The following is a 15,501-nucleotide window of genomic DNA, read 5'->3' on the forward strand; positions in this document are numbered from 1 at the left end:
AGCGTTCATCGCTGAACCCCGCTGACCCGGCGGCTTGCGTGCCGTTGTTCCGTGTCAGTGGAGGCGCATTATAGGGAGTTCTCGGACGGTGACAAGCGCTAAATTAAAAAAAACTTTCAACCGTCTGTTTTTTGCTCAAAACCGTGCTATAGCGCTAGTTTTTCGAGCGTTTCGAAGCCATAACGATGCAAAACGGGTAAAAGTTGCTCAGTTACCGGGGTCAATGCCATGCAATAAGCGATATTCGCGTCGGTGGATTTCGCATCTGGCGCTTCATGTTCAAGCAGCCATGCCGTGCGACGGGCAATTGCCGCTCCCGAATCCACCAACCGGGTACCTTCCGGAAGTACGGCAAGCAGCTCTTCCTGTAATAGCGGGAAATGCGTGCAGCCCAGCACCACCGTATCTGGCGGCTCCGCCATCCGCAGCCATGGACGCAGAATACGGCGCAGCTCTTCCAGCGATACCGCCTGGCCGTGCAGTTTAGCTTCGGCCATCTCAACCAGCTCAGCAGAACCTAACATCGCAATCTGGCATTCATTGGCAAAGCGCTCGATCAGCTCACGGGTATAAGGACGTTTAACCGTCCCGCGCGTCGCCAGCAGTCCCACCACGCCATTCGCCGTCAGGCGCGCGGCAGGTTTAATCGCCGGAACGACGCCGACAACCGGGAACGGGAATTTTTCACGCAGTGCCGGAAGGGAGACTGTACTGGCGGTATTGCAGGCAATCACCGCCAGTGCGAGAGGATACTGCTGTTGTACGGCGGTAACGATCTCGACGACGCGCTCGACAATAAACGCTTCGCTCTTTTCCCCATACGGGAAAGCCACGTTATCGAACGCATAGATATAATGAAGATCCGGCAGAAGTTGCCGAATCTCATCATAGACTGAAAGCCCACCGACACCGGAGTCAAACACCAGTACGGTGGGACGTGGGTCAGAAGGTGTAGCTGCCAGACAAGGTGTATTCCCGTCCTGCAGTTTCGTAGCCATAAACTGTCTCGTAGTCTTTATCGAACAGGTTGGCTATTTTACCACGAACTGTAAGGTGAGAGGTGACAGGATATGAAACGGCGAGATCCCACAGGCTTACGCCGCCCATCTTCACTCTGCGAGAGTTGTCATAATCATAGTCGTAGCGCTCACCCATATATTGATAAGTCACATCCCAGCCCAGATCGTAGATCTGGCCAGTAAGATCGTATTTCACCTGCTGCTTCGCACGGCGATAAAGCTGCTGGTCGGTTTCATCATCACGCGGATCAACGTATTGCAACGTCAGACGATGCACTACAGGTCCGGTCGTGAAATCGCCCGTCCACTCCAGCCCTTTAATGGTGGCAGATTTGACGTTGAAGTATGCGTTATTGTTGTAATCGATCAGGTTATCAATTTCGTAGCGATACGCTGACAGGCGCCAGTCGAGAGGACCCGTCTCACCTTCCAGACCCGCTTCCCACTGTTTCGACTCTTCCGGTTTCAGGTTCGGGTTAGAGGCGATACCAAAACGTTCAGCACCAAATTGCTGCCCCAGGGAAGGAGCCAGGAAACCTGTTCCGTAAGAGAGGGTGACTTTATAGTCTTGCACAAATTCCCAGCCGGCTGCCGTTTGCCAGGTTCCATGCCAGCCAAACTGTTCGTCATGATCTTCCCGACCAGAAGCCTCAAGCGTTACGCTTTCAATCTGCTGCTGACCGGTAAGATACAGGCCGGTGTTGTCTCGCTTATAGTCATCTGTGCTGGTTGTGCCCAGAGAGCTTAACTTCTCTTGTTTCCAGTCAACTCCGCCACTGACCGAGCCATGCCCAACGATTACGTTGTTCCCCCACTGGATATAACGCTGTTCCATGTCATCCAAAGAGTGGCCTGGCGCGTAGCGACCGGTCTCACTGCTGTAGTTATAATCTTTTATCCGCTGATAGTTAGCGACCAGCTGAGAAGAATAGATCCCGGAGTGGAAGCGCATCGCAGTATCCCAGGACTGGGTATAGTTCTGATGTTCATCGCCGCCGCCAGGATATCCCCAGTTACCCTGGTCATAATCCGCATTGCTGGCATAACCGTAGCCGCGGAAATAGCCGTCAACGTTTTCGTTGAACTTGTGCTCAACACCGCCCCAGAACAGTTTATTACGGTAGCCATCGCGATCGCTGTCGCCGCTATAAGATGAATTTGGCTGAACGTTAAAGCCTTTCGTTGTCTGGTAAGCACCTGCAGCAGTAATGACAGTGTCGTCAAAGCGCTGACGGTATGTCCCGTCATATTGCTGATAGCCTTTAGAGCCAACACCAGCATTAATCTGTGAGCGCTCTTCGCCCGTCATAGTAATGATATTAACGACGCCGCCAATGGCACCTGAGCCATAAACTGCAGAGCGCGGCCCACGGATATACTCAATTCGCTGGACCAGTGATACCGGGATCTGGTCGATATCAGAGCTATTAGAGATGCCCGGGCGCGCAACGGGGATCCCATCGACTAATACCAGAACATGTTTTGCCTCAGTACCGCGAACGAAAAGCGAAGAGCTTTGCCCCATTCCCCCGTTTTGTGCGATATCCACACCCGGCAGACGGCGCATAACATCCAACACCGTTTTTGATTGCCAGCGATCGATATCCTCACGGGTAACAATATCGGTAGGTGCCAGAACGGTATTTACTGGCTGTTGAAAACGGTTTGCCGTCACCACCAACGAGTCTGCGCTATCCTGCGCCCAGCCCGAAAATGCCGTGACGGAAAGCGCCGTCAACAGCGATACTTTTTTTATCATTGTAAAAGCATCCACAATATAAGAAGGATGCCGCAGGCCCCACCCATAGCACGCGATGATGAAACCAAATGCGACGTGATCCCGGCAGGTCTTCGGGCTAGGTGGCGTTAACTGGATGACGACTTCCCATTTTCACAGTGCCGATTAACTCATCCCGCCAGTCTTTACCGCTGCGCGTCAGCTCCAGATTTGCACTGGATTCCCTTTTCACTCATAAGAGACCGGAAACATAATGCTACATTTAGACACGTATAGATGTCCAGACTGCCGTTAACCATTAGGGCTGGACATCCCCTGTACAATCCCTACAATCCCCGCGTAATTCATCTTCAACAGGAAGCATCATGACTCCAGAACACCTCCCGACAGAACAGTACGACGCGCAACTGGCAGAGAAAGTCGTCCGCCTGCAAAGTATGATGACGCCTTTTGCTGCGCCTGCGCCTGAGGTGTTCCGCTCCCCGGTCAGCCATTACCGTATGCGTGCCGAATTCCGTATCTGGCATGATGGCGACGATCTGTACCACATCATTTTCGATCAGCAGACCAAAAGCCGTATCCGCGTGGACAGCTTCCCGGCGGCCAGCGAGCTGATTAACCAGCTGATGACCCTGATGATGGACGGCGTGCACAATAATCCTGTTCTGCGCCATAAGCTGTTTCAGATTGACTACCTGAGTACCCAAAGCAATCAGGCTATCGTCTCGCTGCTGTACCATAAAGCGCTGAATGACGAGTGGCGCCAGGCGGCAGAAGCCCTGCGCGATGCGCTGCGCGCGCAGAACATTAATGTGCATCTGATTGGCCGCGCGACAAAAACCAAAATTGCCCTGGATCAGGATTACATCGATGAACGCCTGCCGGTAGCGGGAAAAGAGATGATTTACCGCCAGGTTGAGAACAGCTTTACGCAGCCGAACGCTGCCATGAACGTGCAGATGCTGGAGTGGGCATTGAAGGCCACCGAAGGTTCCACTGGCGATCTGCTGGAGCTGTACTGCGGTAATGGCAACTTCTCCCTGGCGCTGGCGCGTAACTTCGAACGCGTGCTGGCTACCGAAATTGCCAAGCCGTCGGTCGCCGCCGCGCAATACAACATTGCGGCAAACCACATTGATAATGTGCAGATCATTCGTATGTCGGCGGAAGAGTTTACTCAGGCGATGAACGGCGTGCGGGACTTTAACCGTCTGCAGGGGATCGATCTGAAGAGCTATCAGTGTGAAACGATTTTCGTCGATCCGCCGCGCAGCGGGCTGGACAGCGAAACCGAGAAGATGGTGCAGGCGTACCCGCGTATTCTTTATATCTCCTGTAACCCGGAAACCTTATGCAAGAACCTGGAAACATTAAGCCAGACGCACAAGGTTGAACGTCTGGCGTTGTTCGATCAGTTCCCGTATACGCACCATATGGAGTGCGGGGTGTTACTGACGGCGCGGTAACCCGTTATTGCCGGGTGGCGCTGCGCTTACCCGGCCTACAACTACAAAACAGAACCGTTACTCTGGCAGCTGCTGCTTACGGTTACGCATTTTAAAGCCAATCCAGAACACCAGCGCCACCGACAGTACAGCCGGCAGGAAGTTAGAGCCAATGTCCGGGTACTCTGCGCGCACTACGGTGCTATACAGCAGGACGCCCAGAACAAAGAACGCTGCCGACAGCGCCGGTAAGCCTACCGGCATGGTGCGATTCTGATAACGCTGATGCAGACAGTAGACCGTCAGCACCAGAGAGATCATCGGGAAAACCGAGAACGGTACAATGGAGCTAAAAATCGCTGCGAACGTACCGTTAATGGATAAGCCAGCGATCAATGCCAGCAACAATGTTCCTTTATCCTGTCCTGTCTGTTTCATTACTCACCTTTCACTCATCGGATTGATGCGCCAGTTTTTCTTGTTCACGGCGATACCAGTAATAAGCCCCTTTAGAGATCATCCGCAGTTGCAATACCAGTCGCTCTTCGAGTTGCTTGCGTTGTTCAACGCTCACATCCAGTGCTTCGGCGCCCGCACTGAAGACTATTGTGACCATCGCCTCGGCCTGCGCCTCTGTGAAGGCGCGCGGCATATGGTTTTCGAGTTCAAGATAGTCGGCAAGTTCCGCAATAAAATGCTGAATCTCGCGGGCCACAGCGGCACGGAATGCTGCCGAGGTGCCAGAGCGTTCCCGTAACAATAAACGAAACGCGTTGGGATTATTGCCGATAAACTCCATAAAAGTGGAAACGGAGGTGCGGATCACGCTGCCCCCTTTGGCGATACGCTGACGCGCCTGGCGCATCAGCTGGCGCAGCATCAGCCCGCTCTCATCCACCATGGTCAGACCCAGTTCATCTACGTCACGGAAATGACGATAGAAAGAGGTAGGCGCAATCCCGGCTTCGCGTGCGACCTCGCGCAGGCTCAGACTGGCAAAACTCCGCTCAGCACTCAGTTGACTGAATGCGGCTTCCACCAGCGAACGCCGGGTTTTCTCTTTTTGTTGTGCTCTTACGCCCATCACGATAGTTGAATCCTTCCAAAGGCCCGCTGGCACTATACCAGAGAATAAAATTAATCGGTTTACCTGGCTTACAGAATGAAGGTTTCCATGTGGTTTGTGCTCCACCACGCGAAAAGAGCACAACGATAATTGGGTTATCCCGCCAATGATGTTACTATTCTGTTGCTTTTATGTATAAGAACAGGTAAGCCTTACCATGTCACATTCCTACGATTACGACGCAATAGTTATTGGTTCCGGCCCCGGCGGCGAAGGCGCTGCTATGGGACTGGTTAAACAGGGAGCCAGAGTAGCGGTTATTGAGCGCTACCATAACGTTGGCGGCGGCTGTACCCACTGGGGCACCATCCCTTCCAAAGCCCTCCGCCACGCCGTCAGCCGCATTATTGAATTCAACCAGAACCCTCTCTACAGCGACCACTCCCGTCTCCTCCGCTCTTCTTTTGCCGATATTCTCAATCACGCGGATAACGTGATTAACCAGCAGACGCGGATGCGCCAGGGTTTTTATGAACGTAACCACTGCGAAATTCTGCAGGGCAGCGCGCATTTTGTAGATGAGCATACGCTGGCGCTGGAGTGCCATGACGGTTCTGTTGAGACGATCACCGCAGAGAAATTTGTTATCGCCTGTGGCTCACGCCCGTATCGTCCGGCCGATGTCGATTTCTCTCATCCGCGCGTCTACGACAGCGACTCCATTCTGAGCCTGCACCACGAGCCGCGCCACGTGCTGATCTACGGTGCCGGGGTGATCGGCTGCGAATATGCCTCTATCTTCCGCGGCATGAACGTGAAGGTCGACCTGATTAACACCCGCGACCGTCTGCTGGCCTTCCTCGATCAGGAGATGTCCGACTCGCTTTCGTATCATTTCTGGAACAGCGGCGTGGTGATTCGCCACAACGAAGAGTACGAGAAGATCGAACCCTGCGATGATGGCGTGATCATGCACCTGAAATCCGGTAAAAAGCTGAAAGCAGACTGCCTGCTGTACGCTAACGGCCGTACGGGTAACACCGATTCGCTGGCGCTGGAGAACATCGGTCTCACCACCGACAGCCGCGGGCAGATCAAGGTTAACAGCATGTACCAGACCGCTCTGCCGCATATCTATGCCGTAGGCGATGTGATTGGCTATCCAAGCCTGGCGTCAGCGGCTTACGACCAGGGACGCATTGCGGCTCAGGCGCTGGTGAAAGGTGAAGCGACGGCGCATCTGATCGAAGATATTCCGACCGGCATTTATACCATTCCGGAAATCAGCTCTGTCGGGAAAACCGAGCAGCAGCTGACGGCCATGAAGGTGCCTTACGAGGTGGGTCGCGCCCAGTTTAAACATCTGGCGCGGGCGCAAATCGTGGGGATGAGCGTGGGTACGCTGAAGATTTTGTTCCATCGCGAGACGAAAGAGATCCTCGGCATTCACTGCTTCGGTGAGCGGGCGGCGGAAATCATTCATATCGGCCAGGCGATCATGGAGCAAAAAGGTGGTGGTAACACCATCGAATACTTTGTTAATACCACCTTTAACTACCCGACCATGGCAGAAGCTTATCGGGTAGCGGCGCTGAACGGCTTAAACCGCCTGTTTTAATTTACCGTCGAAATGGCCATCCATTGCACCACGGATGGCCTCTGCCAGCTGCTCATAGCGGCTGCGCAGCGGTGAACCCGGGCGATAAACCAGGCCAATGGTACGGCGCGGCTCCGGCTTGATGCAGGGCAGATAGACCACCCCATCACGCTTACGCTCGCGCGGCACGGCCAGCGCAGGCAGCAGCGTAATGCCGCTTCCCGCCGCCACCATGTTACGCAGCGTTTCCAGGCTGGTTGCGCGGAAGTGGGTATCTTCATCAGCACCCGCTTCAAAGCAGAAGCCCATCGCCTGATCGCGCAGACAGTGACCATCTTCCAGCATCAGCAGCTTTTCGCCGGCCAGATCGGCCATCGGGACGCGATCGCGGCTCGCCCACGGATGATCTTCATAGATCGCCAGCATCATCGGCTCATCAAACAGCGGCACTTCGATAAAGGCTTCGCTCTCTTTAACCAGCGCCAGAATGGCACAGTCGAGCTTGCCGCTATCAAGCTGCGCCAGCAGCTGATGGGTTTGCGCTTCATGCAGGTACATTTCGAGTTTCGGGAAGGTCTGATGCAGCATCGGAATGATGTGCGGCAGCAGGTATGGGCCAACGGTTGGGATCAGGCCAATATGCAGCGGGCCGGACATGGTCTCCCCCTGCTGGCTTGCCATTTCCTTGAGCACTTTGACCTCGCGCAACACGGTGCGCGCCTGATCCACCAGCAGGAGGCCTGCCTGGGTGAACAGCACTTTACGACTGGTGCGCTCCAGCAGCATTACGCCGAGCTCGTCTTCCAGCTTACGGATCTGACCGCTAAGCGTAGGCTGACTGACGTGGCAGGAATCTGCCGCGCGGCGGAAATGGCGATGTTCGGCTAACGCCACCAGGTATTCAAGATCACGAATATTCATTATTCATCCTCCGTCGCCACGATAGTTCATGGCGATAGATAGCATAGCAACGAACGATTATCCCTATCAAGCGTTCTGTTGAATAATGCATCACAGAGACGAGGCGGCACCGATTACCCTTGAAGTCCTGTCCCGTCTCACGAGTTTCTCTCAAAACTCGAACAACTAAAGCCAACGTGAACTTTTGCGGACCCCGTGGTCCGCATTTTTTTTGCGTAAAAAAGCCAGCGCATGGCTGGCTTTTTCCCCGGCGGCGCTACGCTTGCCAGGGCTACTCATTTTGTAGGTCGGGTAAGGCAAAGCCGCCACCCGACATATCACGGATCACACCAGACGGTTTTTCGCATCCGCGATGGCCTGCGCCACCTGCTTCGGCGACACGCCGCCTTTTGCGGCACGCTTGTCCAGGCACGACTGCAGGGCCAGAATCGGATAGACATCATCGCCAATCACGCTGCTGAATTTCTGCAGATCGGAAAGCGGCAGGTCTTCCAGCGCTTTGCCCTGACGAATGGCTTCCACTACCGCTTCCCCCACAATGTGGTGCGCTTCACGGAACGGCACGCCTTTAGACACGAGGTAATCCGCCAGCTCGGTGGAGTTAGCATAACCCTGCTGAGCCGCTTCCTGGCAGCGCGGACGTTTCACCTGGATGCCGTCCAGCACCAGGGTCGCCATATGCAGGCAGTCCAGCCAGGTGTCGAGCGCGTCGAACAGGCCCTCTTTGTCTTCCTGCATATCTTTGTTATACGCCAACGGCAGCCCTTTCAGGGTCATCATCATACCGGTCAGCGCGCCCTGCACACGGCCACACTTGCCGCGGATCAGCTCCAGCGCATCCGGGTTTTTCTTCTGCGGCATCAGGGAAGAGCCGGAGGTTACGCGATCCGACAGTTCAACAAACCCGGCTTCACCAGAGTTGAAGAAGATCAGGTCTTCGGCGAAGCGCGACAGGTGCACCATACCAATAGAGGCATTAGAAAGCAGTTCCAGCACGTGGTCGCGATCGGAGACGCTGTCCAGGCTGTTGCGGGTGGCAGAGGCGAAGCCCAGCCAGCCCGCCAGCTGTTCGCGGTCGATTTCATAGGCAGTACCTGCCAGCGCGCCGCTGCCCAGCGGGCTCACGTCCAGACGCTTTAAGGTATCCTGCAGACGGCTTTCATCACGCGCCAGCATCTCAACGTAGGCCAGCGACCAGTGGGCAAAGGTAACAGGCTGCGCACGCTGCAGGTGGGTATAACCCGGCATCACCGCATCCTGGTTGTTCTGCGCGGTTTCCACCAGCGCGCTCTGCAACTGACGGTTAGCCGCCAGCAGTTCCACCACGGTATCTTTGCACCACAGCTTCAGATCGGTCGCCACCTGGTCGTTACGGCTCCGGCCGGTATGCAGCTTTTTACCCAGCTGGCCGACTTTGTCGATGAGCTTCCCTTCCACCCAGCTGTGAATATCTTCGGCGTCGCTTTCGAGGATTTGCTGCGGGTTAAGACGCACCTCTTCCAGCAGATTATTCAGCGCCTCTTCCAGCTGCAGCTGTTCGTCTGCGGTCAGCACGCCAACGGTGACCAGCGCTTTGGACCAGGCCACAGAGCCGACGATATCCTGTTCGGCCAGGCGGTAGTCGAAGCGCAAAGAGTCGTTGAACTGTTTGAACCGTTGATCCGCTGCCTGTGTAAAACGCCCACCCCAAAGTGCCATAACATGCTTCCTTTATTCGTTAGTTCCGCCGGGTGGCGCTACGCTTACCCGGCCTACGGTCATTCAATAAAATCTTACGCCAGAATACGCGTGCCGATCGGCGTGCCGTTAAACAGCGCCGGCAGCTGCTCCGCGTGACGCCAGGAGGCGATATCCACCGGGCGACCCAGCGTGCGCGCAGCGTCCAGCGCCGCGTTCACTTTCACGATCATGCCGTCGGTGATAATCCCCTGGTCGATCAGCTGTTCGGCTTTCGCCGCGGTCATCTCCGCGATGCGCTGGCCTTTGCCGTCCAGAATTCCGCTCACGTCAGAGAGCAGGATCAGGTCTGCGCCCAGCGTCGCCGCCAGCGCGGTCGCCGCCTGGTCAGCGTTGACGTTCATCAGTTGGCCTTCTTCGGTCACGCCGATAGAGCTCACCACCGGCAGGAAACCGCCTTCCAGCAGCGTATTAATGAGTTTTGGCGAGCCCGGCTGCGCCAGACCGACGTGGCCAAGCTCTTCGTCGAGCTGGGTCACTTTAACGCTGTCGCCATCGCCCAGGTAGAGGCCCACGGATGCGATATGGTGTTTCTTCGCCCATGAAAGCAGGGTTTTGTTGGCCGTACCCGCCAGCGCACCGGTAATGATGTCAATCTGATCGGCAGGCGTCACGCGCAGGCCGTTCTTCTTTTTCACCGGCAGGTTCAGGCCTTTCATTAACTCATCCACCACACAGCCGCCGCCGTGAACAATCACCAGCGGACGTTGATGTGATTCGCGATAGTTGACCAGCGCGGTAAACAGACGCTCCAGCGCCTCTTCGCTGTCCAGCAGTACACCACCAAGCTTGATAATTAATGGGTTCATCATCACACCTTAAATAAGAGACTGCGTTTCAGCATAGCCAAAACGAATATTTGCGCACTGCATTGCCTGGGCGGCTGCGCCTTTGAGTAAGTTATCTTCTGCGGCCACCACAATCAGGTGCTCGCCCTGCACGGCAAAGCCGATATCGCAGAATGGCAGGCCAACCACGTTTTTCAGCGCCGGCACGCCTTTGTCATACAGACGCACCAGCGGCTTATCCGCGTACGCCCTCGTGAAGACCTCTTTCACCTGGTCTTGGGTCACGCCCGGTTTCAGGCGGCAGGTAATAGTTTCGAGGATGCCACGCGGGAAGCTGCCCAGATGCGGAGTGAAAATCACGTCCGTACCCAGATGAGTGGTGATTTCCGGATGATGGCGGTGGTTAAACACGCCATACGGTTGCAGGCTCACTTCGCAGAAGCTGTTGGAGATAGCCGCCTTGCGCCCGGCTCCGCTCACGCCGCTGGTGGCGTTGATCACCGGCCACTGGTTCAGATCCAGCAGGCCTGCGTCGATCAGGGGTTTCAGGGCGAGCTGCGCGGCCGTAGGGTAGCAACCCGGTACGGCGATCAGGTTCGCCTCTTTCAGCGCATCTGCGCTCCACTCCGCCAGACCATACACCGCTTTTTCAAGCAGATCCGGGTGCTGATGAGTGAAACCGTAGTATTTTTCATAGAACGCGGCGTCGTTCACACGGAACGCACCGGAGAGATCGAATACCACGCAACCGGCCGCCAGGAACTGCGGCGCCAGATCGTGGCTGACTTCGTGAGCGGTGGCTAAAAACACCACGTCCACGCCGTCGGTAAACTCGCTGATATCCGACATCGGCTGCAATGGCAGATCGACAACCCCTTTAAGTTGCGGATGTAAATCGGAAATTAACTTTCCTGCATCATTGCTTTGCGCTGAGACAGTCAAAGCGGTTATGGTCATATGAGGATGGCGATTCACGTAGCTTACAAGCTCTGCGCCCGCATAACCGCTAGCGCCTACAATCAGCGTATTCAACATCGGGTTCCTTTATGCTCAACGTTAATGTATTTTTATTCACATTTATTGCATGAATATTGATACTATCACGACCTAAGGTGTGTCAACAATGAAAATGAATTTACCGCCATTTATCGAGATCTACCGCGCCCTGATTGCCACGCCGTCCATCAGCGCAACGGAAGAAGCGCTGGATCAGAGTAATGAGACTTTAATCAATCTGCTGGCGGGGTGGTTCAGCGATCTCGGCTTTAAGGTGGAGGTTCAGCCGGTACCGGGAACCCGTAATAAATTTAACCTGCTCGCCAGTACCGGCCAGGGCGCGGGCGGTCTGCTGCTGGCGGGACACACCGACACCGTTCCGTTTGATGACGGGCGCTGGACGCGCGATCCCTTCACCCTGACCGAGCACGACAACAAGCTCTACGGGCTGGGCACCGCCGACATGAAAGGCTTCTTCGCCTTTATCCTCGACGCGCTGCGTGACGTTGACGTCACCACTCTGAAAAAGCCGCTCTATATTCTGGCTACCGCCGACGAAGAGACCAGCATGGCGGGCGCGCGATACTTCTCGGAAAACACGGCGATTCGCCCGGATTGCGCGATTATCGGCGAGCCAACGTCCCTGCAACCGATCCGTGCCCACAAAGGCCATATCTCTACGGCGGTGCGCGTGCTGGGCCAGTCCGGCCACTCCAGCGATCCGGCGCGCGGCGTCAACGCCATTGAACTGATGCACGACGCCATCGGCCGCATCATGACCCTGCGTGACGATTTGAAAGAGCGCTATCACTACGACGCCTTCACCGTGCCGTATCCCACGCTGAACCTCGGCAGCCTGCACGGCGGCGATGCGTCTAACCGTATCTGCGCCTGCTGTGAACTGCATATGGATATCCGTCCGCTGCCGGGCATGACTCTGAGCGATCTGAATGGCTTACTGACCGAAGCGCTGGCACCGGTGAGTGAACGCTGGCCGGGCCGTCTGACGGTGTCCGACCTGCATCCGCCGATCCCGGGTTATGAGTGCCCGCCGGACCACCAGCTGGTGGAAGTGGTGGAGAAACTGCTCGGCGAGAAAACCGACGTGGTGAACTACTGCACCGAAGCGCCGTTTATTCAGACCCTGTGCCCGACCCTGGTGCTCGGCCCGGGCTCCATTAACCAGGCCCATCAGCCGGATGAGTATCTGGAAACGCGCTTTATCAAGCCCACCCGCGAACTGATTACCCAGGTTGTGCATCACTTCTGCTGGCATTAATCACGCCTCCCCTCTCTTCGGAGAGGGGAAAATCCCGCGATCTTCGTCACATTCTCATAAGCATCTCTTATCTGACGCAAAGCGAATTAAATTTCGTAAATTGCCCGCATTTATTCGTTTGCTGAACCGTTTTCGCAGCAATTGACGACGGGGGTTTTACGTGGCTTTATAAAGGGAGATGACAAAATAATGTCCGTTAGATGTCTGGCAGGGCATAAACAAAAATGATGGGGTGACTGGGTTTTTATGAACGAACAATATTCCGCGTTGCGTAGTAATGTCAGTATGCTCGGCAAAGTGCTTGGAGATACCATCAAAGACGCGTTGGGGGAAAACATCCTCGATCGCGTTGAAACTATCCGCAAGCTGTCCAAATCTTCCCGTGCAGGTAACGAAGCCAATCGTCAGGAGCTGCTCACCACCCTGCAGAACCTCTCCAATGACGAACTGCTGCCTGTTGCCCGTGCCTTCAGCCAGTTTCTGAATCTGGCGAACACCGCCGAGCAGTACCACAGCATTTCGCCGAACGGCGAAGCGGCAAGCAACCCGGAAGTGATTGCCCGTACGCTCAGAAAGCTCAAGGACCAACCCGATCTCAACGAAGCCACCATTAAAAAGGCCGTCGAGTCCCTGTCGCTGGAGCTGGTGCTCACCGCCCACCCGACCGAGATCACCCGTCGTACCCTGATCCACAAAATGGTGGAAGTGAACAACTGCCTGAAGCAGCTGGATAACAAAGAGATCGTTGACTACGAACGTAACCAGCTGATGCGCCGCCTGCGCCAGCTGATTGCCCAGTCCTGGCATACCGATGAAATTCGTAAGCACCGCCCAAGCCCGGTAGATGAAGCCAAGTGGGGCTTTGCGGTGGTGGAAAACAGCCTGTGGGAAGGGGTGCCAAACTACCTGCGCGAGCTGAATGAACAGCTGGAAGAGAACCTCGGCTATCGCCTGCCGGTGGATTTTGTCCCGGTCCGCTTCACCTCCTGGATGGGCGGCGACCGCGACGGCAACCCGAACGTCACTGCCGACATCACCCGCCACGTGCTGCTGCTGAGCCGCTGGAAAGCGACCGATCTGTTCCTGAAAGATATTCAGGTTTTAATCTCTGAACTGTCGATGGTTGAAGCCACCCCGGAACTGCGCGAGCTGGCCGGTGAAGAGGGTGCGAGCGAGCCTTACCGCTATCTGATGAAAAAGCTGCGCGGCCAGCTGCTGGCAACGCAGGCCTGGCTGGAAGCGCGTCTGAAAGGTCAGCGCCTGCCGAAGCCGGAAGGACTGCTGAGCCAGAACGAGCAGCTCTGGGATCCGCTGTACGCCTGTTATAAATCTCTGCAGGCGTGCGGCATGGGCATCATCGCCAACGGCGAACTGCTCGACACCCTGCGTCGCGTGAAGTGTTTTGGCGTGCCGCTGGTGCGTATCGACGTACGTCAGGAAAGCACCCGTCATACCGAAGCGCTGGGCGAGCTGACCCGCTACCTTGGCATCGGCGACTACGAAAGCTGGTCAGAAGCCGACAAACAGGCCTTCCTGATCCGCGAGCTGAACTCCAAACGTCCTCTGCTGCCACGCAACTGGGAGCCGAGCAACGACACCCGCGAAGTGCTCAACACCTGCAAAGCGATCGTTGATGCCCCGAAAGGATCGGTGGCCGCCTATGTGATCTCCATGGCGAAGACCCCGTCCGACGTGCTGGGTGTTCATCTTTTGCTGAAAGAAGCCGGTATCGACTATGCCCTGCCGGTGGCACCGCTGTTCGAAACCCTTGATGACCTGAACAACGCCAATGACGTGATGACCCAGCTGCTGAACATCGACTGGTATCGCGGCTTTATTCAGGGCAAACAGATGGTGATGATTGGCTATTCCGACTCCGCAAAAGACGCGGGCGTAATGGCTGCCTCCTGGGCGCAGTATCAGGCGCAGGACTCCCTGATCAAAACCTGCGAGAAAGCGGGCATTGAGCTGACCCTGTTCCACGGTCGCGGCGGCTCTATCGGTCGTGGCGGCGCGCCAGCGCATGCGGCGCTGCTTTCACAGCCACCGGGCAGCCTGAAAGGCGGTCTGCGCGTGACCGAACAGGGCGAGATGATCCGCTTCAAGTACGGCCTGCCGGAAGTGACCATCAGCAGCCTGTCGCTGTACACCAGCGCCATTCTGGAAGCCAACCTGCTGCCACCGCCGGAGCCAAAAGAGGCCTGGTGCCATATCATGGACGAGCTGTCAGATATCTCCTGCGATCTGTACCGCGGCTACGTGCGTGAAAACAAAGACTTCGTGCCTTACTTCCGCTCGGCCACACCTGAGCAGGAGCTGGGTAAACTGCCGCTCGGTTCCCGTCCGGCCAAGCGTCGTCCGACCGGTGGCGTTGAGTCCCTGCGTGCCATCCCGTGGATCTTCGCGTGGACGCAAAACCGCCTGATGCTCCCGGCCTGGCTGGGTGCCGGCGCCGCCCTGCAGAAAGTGGTGGATGACGGTAAGCAGAGCGAACTGGAAACCATGTGCCGCGACTGGCCGTTCTTCTCCACCCGTCTGGGCATGCTGGAGATGGTGTTTTCCAAAGTCGACCTGTGGCTGGCGGAGTACTACGATCAGCGTCTGGTGAAACCGGAGCTGTGGAAGCTGGGTACCGAACTGCGTGAACTGCTGGAAGGCGACATCAAAGTAGTGCTGGCTATCGCCAACGATTCCCATCTGATGGCCGACCTGCCGTGGATTGCGGAGTCTATCCAGCTGCGTAACATCTACACCGATCCGCTGAACGTTCTGCAGGCCGAACTGCTGTACCGTTCGCGTAAAGCAGAAGAAGAGGGTCAGGAGCCGGATCCACGTGTGGAACAAGCGCTGATGGTGACCATCGCGGGCGTTGCGGCGGGGATGCGTAACACCGGTTAATGTTTTATGCCCGGCGG

Annotated in this window: 12 protein-coding genes and 1 riboswitch; of the genes, 4 read left to right on the top strand and 8 right to left on the bottom strand. The window is 56.1% G+C overall.

Annotation, left to right across the window (positions count from 1 at the left end; translation table 11 throughout):
• Positions 1–146 precede the first annotated feature (146 nt).
• A complete protein-coding gene (gene murI / locus ACOYA6_RS21675; protein ID WP_138370870.1) occupies positions 147–998 on the bottom strand; it encodes a glutamate racemase in 852 nt (283 codons plus the stop codon).
• On the bottom strand, positions 943–2,778 hold the full coding sequence (gene btuB / locus ACOYA6_RS21680; protein WP_223075615.1) for a TonB-dependent vitamin B12 receptor BtuB: 1,836 nt from the start codon (positions 2,776–2,778) through the stop codon (positions 943–945). Before btuB ends, murI begins: the two co-directional genes overlap by 56 nt.
• Before the next feature lie 66 nt (positions 2,779–2,844).
• A riboswitch (cobalamin riboswitch) is annotated at positions 2,845–3,019 on the bottom strand.
• A 103-nt stretch (positions 3,020–3,122) separates the two neighbouring features.
• On the opposite strand from btuB, the gene trmA reads away from it, so the two are divergent.
• Positions 3,123–4,223: a tRNA (uridine(54)-C5)-methyltransferase TrmA gene (trmA, locus tag ACOYA6_RS21685; RefSeq protein ID WP_422655409.1), complete on the top strand. Its 1,101-nt coding sequence runs from the start codon at positions 3,123–3,125 to the stop codon at positions 4,221–4,223.
• A 57-nt stretch (positions 4,224–4,280) separates the two neighbouring features.
• Here the strand turns inward: trmA and ACOYA6_RS21690 are convergent, their stop codons facing one another.
• Together ACOYA6_RS21690 and fabR are read right to left on the bottom strand one after the other, a co-directional pair.
• Positions 4,281–4,640 carry a YijD family membrane protein gene (locus ACOYA6_RS21690; RefSeq protein ID WP_032615232.1) on the bottom strand — a complete coding sequence of 120 codons (360 nt, stop codon included), beginning with the start codon at positions 4,638–4,640 and terminating at the stop codon, positions 4,281–4,283.
• A 10-nt stretch (positions 4,641–4,650) separates the two neighbouring features.
• Entirely contained in the window at positions 4,651–5,289 is a 639-nt protein-coding gene (gene fabR, locus ACOYA6_RS21695; protein WP_032615233.1) for an HTH-type transcriptional repressor FabR, read from the bottom strand.
• A 196-nt stretch (positions 5,290–5,485) separates the two neighbouring features.
• Here fabR and sthA point away from each other — a divergent pair, with 196 nt between their 5' ends.
• A complete protein-coding gene (gene sthA, locus ACOYA6_RS21700) occupies positions 5,486–6,886 on the top strand; it encodes a Si-specific NAD(P)(+) transhydrogenase (protein WP_138370873.1) in 1,401 nt (466 codons plus the stop codon).
• Here sthA and oxyR read toward each other — a convergent pair.
• The 4 genes from oxyR to argC all read right to left on the bottom strand — a co-directional run bounded on the left by oxyR (position 6,869) and on the right by argC (position 11,346).
• The gene (gene oxyR / locus ACOYA6_RS21705) at positions 6,869–7,786 is read right to left on the bottom strand and encodes a DNA-binding transcriptional regulator OxyR (protein ID WP_138370874.1); all 918 of its coding nucleotides are present in this window, start codon (positions 7,784–7,786) and stop codon (positions 6,869–6,871) included. The genes sthA and oxyR overlap by 18 nt on opposite strands.
• A 324-nt stretch (positions 7,787–8,110) precedes the next feature.
• Positions 8,111–9,484, bottom strand: a complete 1,374-nt coding sequence (argH, locus tag ACOYA6_RS21710) for an argininosuccinate lyase (protein ID WP_138370875.1) — start codon at positions 9,482–9,484, stop codon at positions 8,111–8,113.
• A gap of 74 nt (positions 9,485–9,558) precedes the next feature.
• The gene (gene argB / locus ACOYA6_RS21715; RefSeq protein WP_138370876.1) at positions 9,559–10,335 is read right to left on the bottom strand and encodes an acetylglutamate kinase; all 777 of its coding nucleotides are present in this window, start codon (positions 10,333–10,335) and stop codon (positions 9,559–9,561) included.
• Positions 10,336–10,341: 6 nt separating this feature from the next.
• A complete protein-coding gene (gene argC, locus ACOYA6_RS21720; RefSeq protein ID WP_422655410.1) occupies positions 10,342–11,346 on the bottom strand; it encodes an N-acetyl-gamma-glutamyl-phosphate reductase in 1,005 nt (334 codons plus the stop codon).
• An 88-nt stretch (positions 11,347–11,434) separates the two neighbouring features.
• Here argC and argE point away from each other — a divergent pair, with 88 nt between their 5' ends.
• Both argE and ppc read left to right on the top strand, forming a co-directional pair.
• Positions 11,435–12,586: an acetylornithine deacetylase gene (argE, locus tag ACOYA6_RS21725; protein ID WP_138370878.1), complete on the top strand. Its 1,152-nt coding sequence runs from the start codon at positions 11,435–11,437 to the stop codon at positions 12,584–12,586.
• Between the two features lie 246 nt (positions 12,587–12,832).
• A complete protein-coding gene (gene ppc, locus ACOYA6_RS21730) occupies positions 12,833–15,484 on the top strand; it encodes a phosphoenolpyruvate carboxylase (RefSeq protein ID WP_138370879.1) in 2,652 nt (883 codons plus the stop codon).
• Positions 15,485–15,501 lie beyond the last annotated feature (17 nt).

It is taken from the genome of Leclercia barmai, assembly GCF_049312895.1.
GTDB classification, from domain to species: domain Bacteria; phylum Pseudomonadota; class Gammaproteobacteria; order Enterobacterales; family Enterobacteriaceae; genus Enterobacter; species Enterobacter barmai.